We start from the raw sequence: 16,695 nt of genomic DNA on the forward strand, positions 1-16,695 counted from the left end.
AGTTCAAGCAGCCCTTCGGGGCGCGTCGAATCGGCACGTGCCGCAGGCAGTGACCGGGAACGGACGGTCAATTTCCGTTTCCACTCGCCCCTTTGGCGGGCGATCAGTAGCCTCAGCTCGAACACCGGATCGCCTACGCCTTGGAGAGATAGATGGAGCGACCCGCCTGGGCCCCTCGGAGCATCGACATCTCGGTGCCCAGCGTCTCGCGGATCTACGACCACTACCTGGGCGGCTCGCACAACTTCGAGGTCGACCGGGAGGCGGCCCGCAAGGCCATGGAGTTCCTGCCGGGACTTCCGAAGATCAGCCAGGCGAACCGGGCGTTCATGCGCCGCGCCGTGCGGTACGCGGCCGACGAGGGCGTCACCCAGTTCCTCGACATCGGCTCCGGCATCCCCACCTTCGGCAATGTGCACGAGGTCGCCCAGGCGGTGAGCCCCGGGGCCCGCGTGGTCTACGTCGACCACGACCCGGTGGCCGTCGCGCACAGCGAGGCGGTGCTGGCCGGCAACGCCGACGCCGATGTCGTGGCCGCCGATCTGCGCAAGCCGCAGGAGATCCTGAGCAGTCCGCAGGTGGCGCAACTGATCGACCTGGACCGGCCGGTGGCACTGCTGCTCGTCGCCGTACTGCATTTCGTGGAGGACGCGGACGACCCGTTCGCGGCGGTGGCCGAGCTCACCGCAGCCCTCGCGCCCGGCAGTCTGCTCCTGCTCACCCATGCCTCGTACGAGGGAATCCCACTGCCACCGGAGCGGGCCGGGGGCGCGGTGGACGTGTACAAGGACATCCGCAACCCGCTGATCATGCGCTCGCGTGACGAGATCGCGCGGTTCTTCGAGGGGTACGACATGGTGGAACCCGGACTGGTGCCGATGCCGCACTGGCGGCCGGACACGGCGCCGGAGGACGAGGACCCCTGGGCCCTCTCCGGTTTCGCCGGCGTGGGGCGTACGGCGTGACCGCCGAGCCGGACGGGCCGGAGGACAGACTGCGGCGGTTCGCGACGATCTGGAGCCGGTCGGTGTTCCCGGTGACCTCGACGTCGCTGACCCGGTCCGAACTGGAGGAGCAACTCCTGCCGCTGGCAAGGCGGTTGCGTGGCGCACTGCTGGAGCGCGCCTTCGACGCCGACACGGGCAAGGAGGTCGGCGCCGCCCTCGTCGACGCGCACTGCACCGACCCCGAGGCGCTCAGCCGCTCCCTCGACTGTGTCGACGCCTATCTGGTGCTCTACTGCGGCGAGAACGGCCCCCAGGAGGATCTGCGGGCCCGCGCCGCCAGGCTCCAGCACGCCATGGCGGCCGGCTACGCGCAGGCGCTGCGTGAGCGCACGCTCGCCGAACAGGAGGCCATCGCCCAGGCCGCGCTGCGGGCCCAGGGCGTGGTCGCGCAGGCGCTGCACGCGAGCGAGGCCCGCTTCCGCGCGGTCTTCGAGGGGGCCGCGATAGGAATCGGCATCGCCGACCTGGAAGGCAACGTCCTCCAGGTCAACGGGGCGCTGCTGCGCATGTTCGGCGGCTCGGAGCAGACCCTGCGCCGCCGTAAGGTCCAGGACCTGACCCATCCCGAGGACGCGCCCCAGACCTGGAAGCTGTACGACGAGCTGGTCCGCGGCGAACGGGAGCACTACCACACCGAGAAGGCGTTCAGCCGCCCCGACGGAACCGCCCTGTGGACCAACCTCACGGTCTCCCTGCTGCGTGACGCGGACGGCGAACCGCAGTACTCGCTGGCCCTGATGGAGGACACCACCGAGCGCCGGCTGCTCAACCTGCGGCTGCGCTACGAGGCCACCCACGACGCGCTCACCGGCCTGCCCAACCGCACCCTGTTCTTCGAACGCCTGGAGAAGGCGCTCGGCGCCGGCCCGGGGCAGCGCTTCGGTCTGTGCTATCTCGACCTGGACGGCTTCAAGACCATCAACGACAGTCTCGGGCACGCGGCCGGCGACCGGCTGCTCGTCGAGGTCGCCGACCGGCTCCAGTCCTGCGCCACCGCGCCCGGCGAGATGGTCGCGCGCCTCGGCGGCGACGAGTTCGTGGCGCTGACCACCGGCCCCGACACCCGTCGTGAGGTCGACGACCTGGCCGCGCGCATCATGAACGCCCTGATCGCGCCGGTGCGCATCGACGGCCGGGAGCTGACCGTGCGCGGCAGCATCGGCATCGTCGAGGGGCCGGCGGGGGAGCGCAGCGCGGCGGAGGTGCTGCGCAGCGCCGACATCACCATGTACCGGGCCAAGTCGGCGGGTGGCAACCGCTTCGAGCTCGCCGACCCGGAGGCCGACGCCCGCGCGATCACCCGCCACGGCCTGACCACCGCGCTGCCGGCGGCCCTCGACCGCGGCGAGTTCTTCATCGAGTACCAGCCGCTCGTCCACCTCGGCGACGGCAGTGTGCGCGGCGCGGAGGCCCTGGTGCGCTGGCTGCATCCGCAGCACGGGGTGCTCGGCCCCGACCGGTTCATCCCGCTCGCCGAGCACACCGGGCTGATCGTGCCGCTGGGCCGCTGGGTCCTGGAGGAGTCGGTCCGCCAGGCCGGCGAGTGGCGGGAGCGGGGCGGCGACACGGATCCCCTCCGGATCAACGTCAACCTCTCCCCGTGCCAGCTCACCCATCCCGGTCTGGTGCAGGACACCGTCGACATCCTGGAACGCGCGGGTGTCGCACCGGAGGCCCTGTGCCTGGAGGTGACGGAGTCGGCGTTGATCGGCGCCGACGACGACCTGCTCAAGCCGCTGCGCCGGCTCGCCGAGATGGGCGTCGACATCGCCCTGGACGACTTCGGCACCGGCTACTCCAACCTGGCCAACCTGCGGCGGCTCCCGGTGAGCGTGCTCAAGCTGGACCGCTCCTTCACCCAGGGCATGCAGCAGTTCCCGGCGGACCCCGTCGACCTCAAGATCGTCGAGGGGATCGTCTCGCTCGCCCACAGCCTGAACCTCGCGGTCACGGTGGAGGGCGTGGAGACCGGCGCGCAGGCCGAGCAACTGCGGATACTGGGCTGCGACACGGCCCAGGGCTGGTACTACGCCCGCCCGGGTCCGCCGGACCGGCTCCACGACCTGGCCCTGGTGGACGCGACGGGGTGAGCGGACAACTCGGTTGCGGGAGCGCGGGGGTCACCCACGATGATGGACGGGTGACCCACGAGGAAGACGACGTGCACCGCGACGCGAGCGACGGCGCGAACGATGACGTGGACGTGGCGATCGCCGGTGAGCTGGCCCTGATGGACCCCGCCGTGCGCGCCTCCCGGGCCCTCTTCGAGCGGCTGCTCGACCCCGAGTTCGTCGAGGTCGGCTCGTCGGGCCGCCGTTACACGTACGAGGACATGCTGGCCTGGCTGCCCGAGCACCCGGGCAGCGCGCAGGGCGGCCCCCGCTACCGGCCGTCGTCGATCGAGGGCGTCTTCCTGGCGCCCGGCCTGATCCACCTCACCTACGAGACGGACTTCGACGGCCGGCACGCCCGGCGCAGCTCACTGTGGCGCAAGCGGAGCGAGGAGACGGGCTGGCGGATGTACTACCACCAGGGGACCCCGGTCCCGCCCGAGGCCGCATGGCGTCAGCCCGCCTCGCGCTCGCGTCCGCGGGCTTCCTCGGCCACGGAGACGGCGGCCCGCACCAGCGCCGCCGTGGCCGGTGAGCGGGACTGCTGGGGCCACGCGACGGCCAGGACGGCAGGAGGCGCGTCCAGGACCGGTCGGTAGACGACGCCCGGCCGGGGATAGCGGTCGGCGACGGACGCGGGCAGCAGGGCGACGACCTCGCCCAGGCCCACCAGCGTGAGGAGCTGCGCGAGGTCCTGGCCCCTGCCGCGGACCTCGTCGATGTAGCGGTGCGCCTCGTCCGGGCGCAGCCCCAGGTCGGCGAGGCACAACGCGGCCCGGGCGGCGAGCGGATGGCTCACGGCGAGGGCGGCGACGCGCGGCTCGGCGGCCAGGTCCTCCGTGTCCAGGCCGGTGCGGTCGTACGGCTCGTAGACCAGGGCCACATCGGCCTCGCCCCGGCACAGCAGCCGGGACTGCTCGTGCCAGGCGCACAGCCGGACGGCGACCGGCACCGCCGCGGGGTCGGCCGCGTACCGGGCGAGGATCCCCTCCAGCAGTCCGGCGTCCCCGTCGGCCTTCACCGCCAGGGCCAGCTTCGGCTCCGGGGCGGCGGCCCGCCGGGCCCGTCGCCCCGCGGCCTCCAGCGCGGCGAGCGCGAACCGGGCCTCCACCAGCAGGACTTCGCCCGCCGGGGTCAGCGACACGCTGTGCGTGGTCCGCTCGAACAGCACCGCCCCCAGCTCCGTCTCCAACTGGCGGATCGCCCGGGACAGCGGCGGCGGCGAGATGCCCAGCCGCTCGGCGGCACGGGCGAAGTTGAGCTCCTCGGCGACGGCGACGAAGTAGCGCAGCGGGCGGGACTCCATGGGCGGCCCTTCGATCGGTATTGCTCTGAGGGTAACAACCGCGATCCGATCGATCCTTCAGTTCCGACGCGCGGGGCAGCAGGCTCGACGCACACCGACCACCGCGATCTCTGGAGCAGTTCATGATCGTCATCACCACTCCGACCGGCCAGATCGGCCGCGAGGTCCTGGCCCGTGTGCTCGACGCCGGCAACGGCGCGCCATCGGTCCGGGTGATCGTCCGCGACCCCGCCAGGCTCCCCCCGGAGACCCGCGAACGCGTCGAGGTCGTCCAGGGGTCCCACGCCGACCCCGCGGTCCTGAAGGAGGCGTGCGAGGGCGCCGACCGGATCTTCTGGCTGGTGCCCCCGACGCCCGGGGCGGACAGCGTCGAGGGTCACTTCCGTGCCTTCACCGATCCGCTGTGCGAGGTGGTCGAGGGCCGGGGCGTCGAGCGGGTCGTGGCCGTCTCGACCCTGGGCCGGGGCGTCGCCGAGAACGCCGGGCAGATCTCGGCGTCGCTGGCCATGGACGAGGCGATCGCCGCCACGGGCGTGCACTACCGGGCGCTGTGTCCGCCGTCGTTGATGGAGAACCTGCTCCGCCAGACGGCCTCGATCCGCGCCGAGGGTGTGTGGGCGGAGGCGCTCGCGCAGGATCGCGTGGTGCGCACCTGCGCCGTCCGGGACGTCGCCGCCGAGGCGGCCCGGCTGCTGCTGGACGACTCCTGGACCGGATACGCGGACGTTCCGCTGGTGGGCCCCGACGCCCTCACCCCCGAGGGCATGGCCCGGGTCGTCTCCGAGGTGCTGGACCGGCCCGTACGGGTCCGGCAGATCACCGTCGCCGAGCTGAGGACGAGGCTGACGGGCTTCGGCGCCACCGAGGCCTGGGCGCAGGGCGTGGCCGACATGATGCACGCCCAGAACACCCAGGGCTTCTACGGCGCCACCCGGCCCAGCACCCCCGACACCGCACCCACGAGCTTCCGCCGGTGGTGCGAGGAGGTGCTCGAGCCCGCCGCACACGGCTGACTCCGCCGGGCGGTGCCTCCCCGGCGGCGCCTCGCCGCCTCGCAGGTGCGGGGTCCGGCGTGGGTGCTGCTCAGCGTTCCAGCAGCATCCGCTGGAGTTCCCGGGCCGCCCTCGGCGGAGCCACATCGCTGCGGTGTGCGAGGGCGATCGCGCGGTGCAGGCCGGGACGGGCGAGCGGGGTGACCCGTAGGCCCCGGCCCGACCGGGCGGCCACCATCCGGGGGACGACGGCCACCCCCAGCCCGGCCCGGACGAACCCGAGCACCGCGTCCATCTCCCCGCCCTCCACCGCGAAGTCGGGCTCGAAGCCCTCGGCCCGGCATGCGGCCACGGTCAGTTCCCGCAGGTCGTAGCCGTGCCGGAACATCACCAGACGCTCGCCCTCCAGGTCGGCGATCCGTACGGTCCGCCGCCCGTTCCCCGGCCGGGAGGCCTCGGGGGAGGACACCACCACCAGGTCCTCGCGCAGCAGCTCCACCGTCGTCAGGGCCGGGGACGGGGTCGGCAGGGGCAGTACGACCAGGGCGAGGTCGAGGGCGCCGCGGGCCAGCTCCCGGACGAGGTCGTGCGAGCCGCCCTCCTCGATCAGCAGCCGGATGCCCGGATAGCGGTCGTGGAAGGCGCGCAGCACGTCCGGGAGCAGGCCCGTGCACAGACTCGGCGTCGCCCCGAGCCGCACCCGCCCGCTGCGCAGCTGCACCAGCTCCTGCACCTCGTACCGCGCGGTCTCCGTGTCCGCGAGGATCCGTCGCGCCAGCGGCAGCAGCGCCTCGCCCGCGTCGGTGAGCGTGATGTTGCCGCGCGCCCGCAGGAACAGTTCCGCCCCCAACTCCCGTTCCAGCGCCTTGATCTGCTGCGACAGCGAGGGCTGCGCGACATGCACGAGCTCGGCGGCCCGGGTGAAGTGCCGGGTCTCGGCGACCGCCACGAAGTACTGGAGCTGCTGGAACTGCATGCCCCCAGCCTACGTCGGCAATAGCCACAGGCTATGGAATCGAGGCGGACCATGTCTTGGACCGATGAGGTGGTCCGGCCCTAGCGTCTTGACCCATGGCTCTGGCAACGCGGACGGACCGACGGCCGTCCATGGCGCGCACCGTGTGGGACTCCTCCGTCGGCAAGAAGACGGTGATGGCGGTCAGCGGCATGATCATGCTGCTGTACCTGGTCGTCCACGTCATCGGCAATCTGAAGATCTTCTTCGGCGCGGAGGAGTTCAACCACTACGCCCACTGGCTGCGCACCGTGGGTGAACCGTTCATGCACTACGAGTGGACGCTCTGGCTCGTGCGCGTCGTGCTGGTCGTCGCGGTGGTCGCCCACGCCGTCTCCGCGTACCAGCTCAGCCGCCGCGACATCAGGGCGCGGCCCAGCAAGTACGTGCACAGGAAGCCGCGGGCGAGCTACGCCACCCGCACCATGCGCTGGGGCGGCATCATCCTGGCCCTGTTCATCGTGTGGCACATCCTCGACCTGACGACCGGCACCGTGCACAGCGGCGGCTTCCAGGAGGGCCACCCGTACCAGAACGTCGTGGACACCTTCTCCACCTGGTACGGCAACGTCATCTACATCGTGGCGATGCTCGCCGTCGGACTGCACGTCCGGCACGGCTTCTGGAGCGCCGCCCAGACCCTCGGCGTCGGCAGCCGCACCCGCGACCGCGCCCTCAAGACCGTCGCCGACGTCCTCGCGCTGCTGCTCACGGCCGGCTTCCTCGCCGTACCCGTGGGCGTCATGACCGGAGTGGTGAGCTGAACATGACTGCCTTCTCCGCCTACGCGGACTACCGGACCGGTGAGCCGGTCGTCGACACCAAGGCCCCTTCCGGCCCCGTCGCCGAGCGCTGGGACAAGCGCCGCTTCGAGGCCAAGCTGGTCAACCCGGCCAACCGGCGCAAGCACACGGTCATCGTCGTGGGCACCGGCCTCGCGGGCGGCTCGGCCGGCGCCACCCTCGCCGAACAGGGCTACCACGTCGTCCAGTTCTGCTACCAGGACTCCCCGCGCCGCGCCCACTCCATCGCCGCGCAGGGCGGCATCAACGCGGCGAAGAACTACCGCAACGACGGCGACTCCATCCACCGCCTGTTCTACGACACCGTCAAGGGCGGCGACTTCCGGGCCCGGGAGTCCAACGTGCACCGGCTCGCGCAGATCTCGGTCGAGATCATCGACCAGTGCGTGGCCCAGGGCGTGCCCTTCGCGCGGGAGTACGGCGGGCTGCTCGACACGCGTTCGTTCGGCGGCGTACAGGTGTCGCGGACCTTCTACGCCCGCGGCCAGACGGGCCAGCAGCTCCTGCTGGGCGCCTACCAGGCCCTCAGCAGGCAGATCGCCGCCGGCAACATCGAGATGCACCCGCGCACCGAGATGCTCGACCTGATCGTCGTGGACGGGCGGGCGCGCGGCATCGTGGCCCGGGACCTGATCACCGGGAAGATCGACACCTACTTCGCGGACGCCGTCGTCCTGGCGAGCGGCGGCTACGGAAACGTCTTCTACCTGTCGACCAACGCCATGAACTCCAACGCCACCGCGATCTGGCGGGCGCACCGGCGAGGCGCCTACTTCGCCAACCCCTGCTTCACGCAGATCCACCCGACCTGCATCCCGCGCACCGGCGACCACCAGTCGAAGCTGACGCTGATGAGCGAGTCGCTGCGCAACGACGGCCGGATCTGGGTGCCGAAGGCCAAGGGCGACGACCGTCCGCCGAACCGCATCCCCGAGGAGGAGCGCGACTACTACCTGGAGCGCATCTACCCCTCCTTCGGCAACCTGGTCCCACGGGACATCGCCTCCCGCGCCGCCAAGAACGTCTGCGACGAGGGCAAGGGCGTCGGCCCCGGCGGACAGGGCGTGTACCTCGACTTCGCCGACGCCATCGCACGCATGGGCCGCAAGGCCGTCGAGGCCAAGTACGGCAACCTCTTCGACATGTACCAGCGGATCACCGACGAGGATCCGTACGAGGTCCCGATGCGGATCTACCCGGCGGTGCACTACACGATGGGCGGGCTGTGGGTCGACTACGACCTGCAGACCACCGTCCCCGGCCTGTTCGCGATCGGCGAGGCCAACTTCTCCGACCACGGGGCCAACCGCCTCGGCGCCTCCGCACTGATGCAGGGGCTGGCCGACGGCTACTTCGTGCTGCCGGCCACCATCAACGACTACCTCGCCCGCAACCCGCACCAGGGCGAGGTGACCCTCGAACACCCCGTCGTCCAGGAGGTGCTGGCGGAGACCCAGGACCGCCTGAACCTGCTGCTCTCGGTCGACGGCGACCGCACCCCGGACTCCTTCCACCGCGAGGTCGGCGAACTCATGTGGGAGTTCTGCGGCATGGCCCGCACCGACGCGGGTCTGCGCAAGGCCCTGAGCCGCATCCCGCAGATCCGCGAGGAGTTCTGGCGGCGCATCAAGGTGCCCGGCACCGGCGAGGAGTTCAACCAGTCCCTGGAGAAGGCCAACCGCGTCGTCGACTACCTGGAACTCGCCGAGCTGATGTGCCTCGACGCGCTGCACCGCGCAGAGTCCTGCGGCGGCCACTTCCGCGAGGAGTCGCAGACCCCGGACGGTGAGGCGGCCCGGCGGGACGAGGAGTTCGGGTACGCGGCCGCCTGGGAGTTCACCGGGACCGGCGAGGCCCCGGCCCTGCACCGGGAAGACCTGGTCTTCGAGTACGTCCACCCCACCCAGCGGAGCTACGCATGAGGCTCAACCTGCGCGTCTGGCGGCAGAAGAACGCGGACGCCGACGGCGCCATGTCCACCTACGAGGTGGACGGCATATCGCCCGACATGTCCTTCCTGGAGATGCTCGACACCCTCAACGAAGAGCTCATCCTGCGCGGCGACGACCCGGTCGCCTTCGACCACGACTGCCGCGAGGGCATCTGCGGCGCGTGCTCGCTCGTCATCAACGGCGACGCGCACGGCCCGGAGCGGACCACCACCTGTCAGCTGCACATGCGGTCCTTCCGGGACGGCGACACGATCGACGTCGAGCCGTGGCGGGCCGCCGCCTTCCCGGTCGTCAAGGACCTGGTGGTCGACCGGAGCGCCTTCGACCGGATCATCCAGGCCGGCGGGTACGTCACCGCCCCGACCGGCGCCGCCCCCGAGGCCCACGCGACGCCCGTGCCCAAGCCCGACGCCGACTTCGCCTTCGAGCACGCCGAGTGCATCGGCTGCGGGGCGTGCGTCGCCGCCTGCCCGAACGGCGCGGCGATGCTGTTCACCTCCGCCAAGGTCAACCACCTCAACGTGCTGCCGCAGGGCGCGCCCGAGCGGGAGACCCGGGTGCTGGACATGGTGGCGCAGATGGACGAGGAGGGGTTCGGCGGCTGCACGCTGGCGGGCGAGTGCGCGACCGCCTGCCCGAAGGGCATCCCGCTGGTGTCCATCACCGGTATGAACAAGGAGTGGCTGCGGGCTGCTCGGAAAGGCACGAAGCGGTAGCGCCGTAGCGCGGACCGTGGGTTGGACGTTCGCCGACAAGGTGCGGACGGGCGGGGCCGGGAGTGGTGCTCATCCCCGGCCCCGCCAGGCATCCGCGGCACGGGCCGGGCGGTGACTCCCGGGATTCAGCAGCCGCACATCCACGGGCCCCGTGCCGGTCACGCCGAGGCCAGCCGGGCGCGGAAGAAAGCAGGTGCAGATTCCCCGTGCACCGCCTCCATGCATCTTCCGCTCGGCGCAGGAGACCTCCATGACCGCCATGCCCGTCGCACCCCCCGCTCTCGCCGTCCCGCCCGGCGGTTCCGGCTATCTCGTCTCGCTCGCCCGCGATCAGGACGACGTCCGGGCCGCGCAACGGCTGCGCCACCAGGTGTTCGCCGGGGAGCTGGGCGCCCGGCTCGACGGCCCGGAACCGGGCCTGGACACGGACGCCTTCGACGCGTACTGCGATCACCTGCTCATCCGCGACAACGCCACCGGCGAGGTGGTCGGCACCTACCGGCTGCTGCCGCCCGAGCGGGCCGCGGTCGCCGGACGGCTCTACTCCGAGGGCGAGTTCGACCTCGGACCGCTCGACGCGATCCGGCCCGGCCTGGTCGAGGTCGGCCGCTCGTGCGTGCACCCCGACCACCGGGACGGCGCCGTCATCGGGCTCATCTGGGCCGGGATAGCCCGCTACATGGTGGATCGCGGCCACGAGTGGCTGGCCGGCTGCTGCTCCGTCCCGCTGGCCGACGGCGGCAAGCTGGCGACGGCGACCTGGGACCGGGTGCGCGACAAGCACCTCGCCCCGCCGGAGTACCGGGTACGGCCGCTGCGGCCCTGGACCCCGAACGGCACCGTCCCGGCCGCCCGCACCGAACTCCCGGCCCTGCTGCGCGGCTACCTCCGCCTCGGCGCCTGGGTGTGCGGGGAGCCCGCCCACGACCCCGACTTCGGCGTCGCCGACCTGTACGTGCTGCTGCCGATGAGCCGGGTCAACCCGCGCTACCTGCGGCACTTCCTCTCCCTCGTCCCGGCCTGATGAGCGTCTGGCTGCCCAGCGCGCCCTGCACCCCGCGGGCGTGCGTGGAGGCGACCGCGACCCTCACGACCGTGCCCCGCGCCGTGCTGCGGCTCACGGCGGTGGTCGTGCTGGTCCTGGTCGGGGTGGTGCTGGCGCCGGTCGGCGGCCGGTTCCCGTCCCGCGTGGTGCGGTACTGGAGCCGGACCGTCGTGCGGGCGGCGGGGGTGCGGGTCCGGGTGACCGGCGCGACCGCGCCCACCGGCACCGGGCTGCTGCTGGTCGCGAACCACATCTCCTGGCTGGACATCCCGCTGCTGGCCGCCGTCCGCCCGGCCGGGATGCTCGCCAAGGACGAGATCCGCAGGTGGCCGGTGGCGGGCACGCTGGTCGCGCGTGGCGGTGTCCTGTTCATCGACCGCGACCGGCTGCGGGCCCTGCCCGCCACGGTCGCCACGATCGCCGACGCCCTGCGCGCCGGGCGGGCGGTGGCGGTGTTCCCGGAGGGGAGCACCTGGTGCGGCCGCGCCCAGGGGCACTTCCGGCGGGCGGTGTTCCAGGCCGCCCTGGACGCCCGGGTGCCGGTGCAGCCCGTACGCATCCGCTACCGGGACCGTGCGGGAGCGGCCAGCACGGTGGCCGCGTTCGTCGGTGACGATCCGCTGCTCGCCTCGCTGTGGCGGGTGGTGTCGGCGCGGGGCCTGGTGGCGGAGGTCGAGGTCCTCCCCGCGCTCGCGCCGGGCAGCCACCCGGACCGCAGGACGCTGGCCGCGGCCGCCGGCGCCCAGGTGCTGGACGGCCCGCCCGAGCGGCAGGTCACGGCCCGGACCGGCCGGCCCGACGCCCTGCCCGGCCCCGCGTGCCACCGCCCCGACCCGCGCGAACCGCGCCCGTCGCGCCGCCGCCTCCGCGGTCCCCGCGAGGTGCTCCGGGGCGCCGGGGAACGCGCCGGATTTCCGGTCCGGCAACCGGTCCGGCAACCGGTCCGGTTCCGGGGGCGGGTACGCGGCGTGGGGGCGGGGCCTACGGCCGAGGGCGAAGGGCGGATCGCCGAGCCCACCGAGTCCGTCGAGTTCGCCGAGTCCGTCGAGTTCGCCGACCGGAGCCGGTGAGGCCGGCCGCCGGACGCATTCCGTTCAAGTCGGGGGTCGACGGCCGACCTTGATGGGATCATGACGCATCCCGACCTCTGAGGGGAGCGCGCGTGAGCGGAAGCCCGGCCGGCCGGACGGTACTCGTGACGGGGGGCAGCGGTTTCGTGGCCGCCCATCTCGTACGGCAGCTCCTGGAGCGCGGCTACCGCGTGCACACCACCGTGCGCGCGACGGCGAACGCGGCCAAGCGCCGGCCGCTGCGCGCCCTGGGGGACGCCCATCCCGGACGCCTCGAACTCTTCGAGGCGGACCTGCTGACGGAGGGCTCCTTCGACGAGGCCATGAAGGGCTGCACGGTGGTCTTCCATGTGGCCTCGCCCTTCCTGATGCCGGAGAGGATCAAGGACGGCCGGCGGGACGTGGTGGAACCGGCCCTGACGGGCACACGCAACGTCGTGGCGTCGATCGAGCGCACCGAGACCGTCGAGCGCCTGGTCCTCACGTCCACGGTCGGGGCGATCTTCGGCGACTACGCCGACGTACGGCAGATGGACGACCAGACCCTGTCGGAGAAGTACTTCAACACCACCAGCACCGTGGAGAACAACCCGTACCACTACGCCAAGACGGTGGCCGAGCGGGCCGCCTGGGAGGCGGAGGCCGCCCAGAGCCGCTGGCGCATGGTCTCCGTCAACCCCGGCCTGATCCTGGGCCCCTCCCTCACCCCCGGCTCGGACTCGGGCAGCCTGTTCCTCCTGGACGAGCTCTTCAAGGGCTACTTCTTCTACGGCGCCCCGGACTTCAGTTTCACCACGGCCGACGTACGCGATGTCGCGGCGGCCCACATCGCGGCGGCCGAACACCCCGAGGCGCACGGCCGCTACATCGTCGCGGCGCAGGAGATGACCTCCTTCCACCAGATGTCGAGAGCCCTGCTGAAACACCACCCGGGAAACCGGCGCCTGCCCCGGACCGCCCTCCCGCACTGGCCGGTGCGGATCCTCGGCCCCGCCTTCGGCCTCTCCCAGGAGTACATCCGTAACCACCTCGGCATCCGCTTCCGGGTCGACAACCGCAGAAGCACCGAGGAACTGGGCCTCACCTACCGGCCGATCGAGGAGACCCTGGTGGACCACCACCGGGCCTGGCGGGAGCAGCGACGCTAGCGGAGCGTGCCCAGCACCCGGCGCAGATACGGCGCTGTCGCGCTCTCCTCGGCCGCCGCCACCTCCTGCGGCGTCCCCGTCGCCACGATCCGTCCGCCCGCGTCGCCGCCGCCGGGCCCGAGGTCGATCACCCGGTCGGCGCCCGCCACCACGGACATGTCGTGCTCGACGACGATCACGGTGTGCCCGGCGTCGACCAGGCCGTGCAGCTGCCGCATGAGGACCTCGACGTCGGCCGGGTGGAGACCGGCCGTCGGTTCGTCGAGGAGGTAGAGCGTGCGGCCGCGACGGCCGCGCTGCAACTCGGCGGCCAGCTTGATGCGTTGGGCCTCGCCGCCGGAGAGTTCCGTCGCCGGCTGGCCGAGCCGCAGATAGCCGAGGCCCACGTCGAGGAGGGTGGCCAGACTGCGTGAGACGGCCGGGACGTCGGCGAAGAAGTCCGCCGCCGACTCGACCGTCAGGTCCAGCACCTGCGCGATGTTCCGGTCCCGGTAGGTCACTTCGAGTGTCCCGGGGTTGTAGCGGGCCCCGCCGCAGTCCGGACAGGGCGCGTAGGTGCTGGGCAGGAAGAGGAGCTCGACGCTCACGAAACCCTCGCCCTGACAGGTCTCGCAGCGCCCTCCTGTCACGTTGAAGGAGAACCGGCCGACGCCGTACTTCCTGGCCCGTGCCGCGTCCGTCGCCGCGAAGACCTTGCGGACCACGTCGAACAGGCCCGTGTACGTCGCCAGGTTCGAGCGCGGGGTGCGGCCGATCGGCTTCTGGTCGACCGCGACCAGCCGGCCCACGCCGGGCAGGTCCTGCGTGATCTCCCCGACGAGCGTCGACTTCCCCGAGCCCGAGACGCCGGTCACCGCCGTGAACACGCCCAGCCCGAACTCCGCGGTCACCCCGCGCAGGTTGTGCCGGGTCACCGGACCCACCGTCAACCGGCCCCGGGCGGCGCGGACTTCACGCACGGGCGCCGGAGAGCGGTCGAACAGGAAGCGTGCCGTCGCCGACTCCGTGACCGACGCCAGGCCGGCCACCGGGCCGCTGTGCAGCACGCGCCCGCCGTGCTCACCCGCGCGCGGGCCCACGTCCACCAGCCAGTCGGCGGCGCGCATCACGTCCAGCCGGTGTTCCACCACGAACACCGAGTTGCCCGCCGCCTTCAGCCGCTCCAGCACCGTGAGCAGGGCCTCCGTGTCCGCCGGGTGCAGTCCCGCCGACGGCTCGTCGAGCACGTACACCACGCCGAACAGCCCGGAGCGCAGCTGGGTCGCGATCCGCAGCCGCTGGAGCTCGCCCGCCGACAGGGTGGGGGTGGCGCGGTCCAGACCGAGATAGCCGAGTCCGAGTTCGAGGACGGGAGCGATACGGGTCCTGAGGTCGTCGGTGAGGACGCGGGCCGTCTCGGAGGTCCCCTCGAGGAGCCGGGCCAGTTCCGCCAGCGGCAGCGCGGCCAGTTCCGCGATCGTCCGGCCCGCGAAGGTCACCGCGAGCGATTCCGGCCGCAGTCGGCCGCCGGCGCACGCCGGGCAGGGGGCGGCCGTCAGGAAGCGTTCCGCCCTGGCCCGCAGGGTCTGGCTCCTGGAGTCCGCGAAGGTCTTCATCACATAGCGGTGGGCGCTCATATAGGTGCCCTGGTAAGGGCGTTGGATGCGGTCCGCGTCCCGCACCGGGTGGACTGTCACCACCGGCTGCTCGTCCGTGAACAGGATCCACTCCCGCTGCTCGGCGGGCAGTTCGCGCCACGGGACGTCGACGTCGTGGCCGAGCGCGTCGAGGATGTCCCGCAGGTTCTTGCCCTGCCAGGCACCCGGCCAGGCGGCGATCGCGCCCTCGCGGACGGACAGCGACGGGTCCGGTACGAGTGACTCCTCGGTGGTGCGGTGGACCTCGCCGAGGCCGTGGCACTCGGGGCAGGCCCCGGCCGCCGTGTTGGGGGAGAAGGCGTCCGAGTCGAGGCGTTCGGCGCCCGGCGGGTAGTCGCCCGCCCGGGAGAAGAGCATCCGCAGCGAGTTCGACAGGTTGGTGACCGTGCCCACCGACGAGCGCGAGGTGGGCGTCGAGCGGCGTTGCTGGAGCGAGACCGCAGGGGGCAGTCCGGTGATCTCGCCGACCTTCGGCGCGCCGACCTGATGGATCAGCCGCCGCGCGTACGGCGCGACCGACTCGAAGTAGCGGCGCTGGGCCTCCGCGTAGATCGTCCCGAACGCCAGCGACGACTTCCCGGAGCCGGACACCCCCGTGAACACGGCCACCACGTCGCGCGGGACGTCGACGTCCACGCCCCGGAGGTTGTGCTCGCGGGCTCCCCGGACCCGGATGTACCCGTCCTTCGTGGACGGCTCGTCGCCGTGCGGCTCGGGTGGGCTCGGCATGGGGGAACTCCGTACGGGTTGTCGGCTGCGCGGCCGGCGCGGGGCGGGACAAACCCCGCAATCCTATGCGCGCGGGGTGCGCGACGCCCGGTGACCGGCTCGGGGCCGGCGGTCAGCCGCCGCTCCGCTCCGCGTGCACGATCCCGGCGAGCCGCCGGTAGGAGTCCAGCAGCGCGGCCCGGTCGTAGGTGCTGGTGGTGACCAGGACCTCCTGCGCTTCCGTCTCCTTCAGCACCGTCTCCAGCTCGTCCGCGACCTGCTCCTCGGTACCGGCGAGATGGCCGCTGAGCCCGGACTCGTAGAAGCCGCGCTCCTTCGTGGTCATCGCGCGGAGTTCGGCCTCCTCGGCCGGTGCCAGGGGCGGGAAGGTGCCGTGGGTGCGGGAGTACGCCATCGACCAGGCCTCCGGGACGAGGAGCCGGCGTGCCTCCTCGGGCGTCCGCGCCACCGCGATCGTGCCGGAGATGACCACATAGGGCTCCGACGCCCAGGGGGAGGGCCGGAAGAGGGCCCGGTAGCGGTCGATGCCGCGCCGCATCTTCTCGCGGCCGCGGAGGTCGCCGATGACCATCGGCAGCCCCGCGCGGGCGGCGATCTCCGCGCCCTCGCCCATGGCCAGCACGAACGGCGGCACGGTCAGTCCTTCCGAGGGCCGGGCGTGCACGCCCGTGGGCGAGCTGCCGAGGAACCAGCCGAGCAGTTCCCGGAGCTGTCCCGCGAAGTCGTCCGCGTCGTCCTTGTCCCGTCCCAGCGCCCTGCGCACCCCGTCGGTGAAGCCCACCGAGCGTCCCAGGCCCATGTCGACGCGGCCCGGGAACAGCGACTCCAGGACACCGAACTGCTCGGCCACGACCAGGGGCCGGTGGTTGGGCAGCATCACCCCGCCGGTGCCGACCCGGATTCGGTCCGTGGCGCCGGCCACGGCCGCGGCCAGCACGGTGGGCGCCGATCCGGCGACCCCGGGCACGCCGTGGTGCTCCGACACCCAGAACCGGTGGTAGCCCAGCGTCTCCGCCTCCCGCGCCAGCCGCACGGTGTCCCGGAGCGCCTCGGCGCCGGTGTGGCCCTCGCGCGTGCGCGAGCGGTCGAGGACGGAGAAGCGGGCCGAGGCGATCGCGGAGCTCATACGGGGTTCAACACCGCGGGGCCCGCTGGATTCCCCGC

Annotated in this window: 13 protein-coding genes and 1 pseudogene; 10 read left to right on the forward strand and 4 right to left on the reverse strand. The window is 72.6% G+C overall.

The window, feature by feature from the left end; all coding sequences use genetic code 11:
- Positions 1–152 precede the first annotated feature (152 nt).
- The 3 genes and pseudogenes from OG736_RS37570 to OG736_RS37580 form a co-directional block, all read left to right on the forward strand.
- A complete protein-coding gene (locus tag OG736_RS37570; protein WP_327186396.1) occupies positions 153–965 on the forward strand; it encodes an SAM-dependent methyltransferase in 813 nt (270 codons plus the stop codon).
- Complete coding sequence (locus OG736_RS37575) at positions 962–3,097, forward strand: putative bifunctional diguanylate cyclase/phosphodiesterase (RefSeq protein ID WP_327186397.1); 2,136 nt, start codon at positions 962–964, stop codon at positions 3,095–3,097. Before OG736_RS37570 ends, OG736_RS37575 begins: the two co-directional genes overlap by 4 nt.
- Positions 3,098–3,237: 140 nt before the next feature.
- Positions 3,238–3,561 (forward strand): annotated as a pseudogene (locus OG736_RS37580) (nuclear transport factor 2 family protein); the annotation flags it as partial.
- 11 nt (positions 3,562–3,572) lie between these two features.
- On the opposite strand, the gene OG736_RS37585 reads toward OG736_RS37580, so the two are convergent.
- Positions 3,573–4,424 carry a LysR family transcriptional regulator gene (locus tag OG736_RS37585; protein ID WP_327186398.1) on the reverse strand — a complete coding sequence of 284 codons (852 nt, stop codon included), beginning with the start codon at positions 4,422–4,424 and terminating at the stop codon, positions 3,573–3,575.
- A gap of 122 nt (positions 4,425–4,546) precedes the next feature.
- On the opposite strand from OG736_RS37585, the gene OG736_RS37590 reads away from it, so the two are divergent.
- Entirely contained in the window at positions 4,547–5,437 is an 891-nt protein-coding gene (locus tag OG736_RS37590) for an NAD(P)H-binding protein (protein WP_327186399.1), read from the forward strand.
- Between the two features lie 70 nt (positions 5,438–5,507).
- On the opposite strand, the gene OG736_RS37595 is transcribed toward OG736_RS37590, so the two are convergent.
- Positions 5,508–6,392, reverse strand: coding sequence for a LysR family transcriptional regulator (locus OG736_RS37595; protein WP_327186400.1), 885 nt, complete (start codon positions 6,390–6,392; stop codon positions 5,508–5,510).
- 131 nt (positions 6,393–6,523) lie between these two features.
- On the opposite strand from OG736_RS37595, the gene OG736_RS37600 reads away from it, so the two are divergent.
- From OG736_RS37600 to OG736_RS37625, 6 genes are all read left to right on the forward strand, one after another.
- Positions 6,524–7,195, forward strand: coding sequence for a succinate dehydrogenase (locus tag OG736_RS37600; protein ID WP_267023458.1), 672 nt, complete (start codon positions 6,524–6,526; stop codon positions 7,193–7,195).
- Between the two features lie 2 nt (positions 7,196–7,197).
- The gene (locus tag OG736_RS37605) at positions 7,198–9,156 is read left to right on the forward strand and encodes a fumarate reductase/succinate dehydrogenase flavoprotein subunit (RefSeq protein WP_327186401.1); all 1,959 of its coding nucleotides are present in this window, start codon (positions 7,198–7,200) and stop codon (positions 9,154–9,156) included.
- The gene (locus tag OG736_RS37610) at positions 9,153–9,902 is read left to right on the forward strand and encodes a succinate dehydrogenase/fumarate reductase iron-sulfur subunit (protein WP_327186402.1); all 750 of its coding nucleotides are present in this window, start codon (positions 9,153–9,155) and stop codon (positions 9,900–9,902) included. Before OG736_RS37605 ends, OG736_RS37610 begins: the two co-directional genes overlap by 4 nt.
- A gap of 250 nt (positions 9,903–10,152) precedes the next feature.
- Positions 10,153–10,926, forward strand: a complete 774-nt coding sequence (locus OG736_RS37615; protein ID WP_442817120.1) for a GNAT family N-acetyltransferase — start codon at positions 10,153–10,155, stop codon at positions 10,924–10,926.
- Positions 10,926–12,017, forward strand: a complete 1,092-nt coding sequence (locus OG736_RS37620) for a lysophospholipid acyltransferase family protein (protein WP_327186403.1) — start codon at positions 10,926–10,928, stop codon at positions 12,015–12,017. Before OG736_RS37615 ends, OG736_RS37620 begins: the two co-directional genes overlap by 1 nt.
- Before the next feature lie 92 nt (positions 12,018–12,109).
- Positions 12,110–13,165, forward strand: coding sequence for an NAD-dependent epimerase/dehydratase family protein (locus OG736_RS37625; RefSeq protein WP_327186404.1), 1,056 nt, complete (start codon positions 12,110–12,112; stop codon positions 13,163–13,165).
- Here OG736_RS37625 and OG736_RS37630 read toward each other — a convergent pair.
- Entirely contained in the window at positions 13,162–15,531 is a 2,370-nt protein-coding gene (locus tag OG736_RS37630; protein WP_327186405.1) for an ATP-binding cassette domain-containing protein, read from the reverse strand. The genes OG736_RS37625 and OG736_RS37630 overlap by 4 nt on opposite strands.
- Positions 15,532–15,643: 112 nt before the next feature.
- Positions 15,644–16,657 (reverse strand): LLM class flavin-dependent oxidoreductase, encoded by a 1,014-nt coding sequence (locus OG736_RS37635; RefSeq protein ID WP_327186406.1) that lies wholly within the window; start codon positions 16,655–16,657, stop codon positions 15,644–15,646.
- Positions 16,658–16,695: the final 38 nt, after the last annotated feature.

This window comes from Streptomyces sp. NBC_01334, assembly GCF_035983595.1.
In the GTDB taxonomy this organism is placed as follows: Bacteria; Actinomycetota; Actinomycetes; order Streptomycetales; family Streptomycetaceae; genus Streptomyces; species Streptomyces coriariae.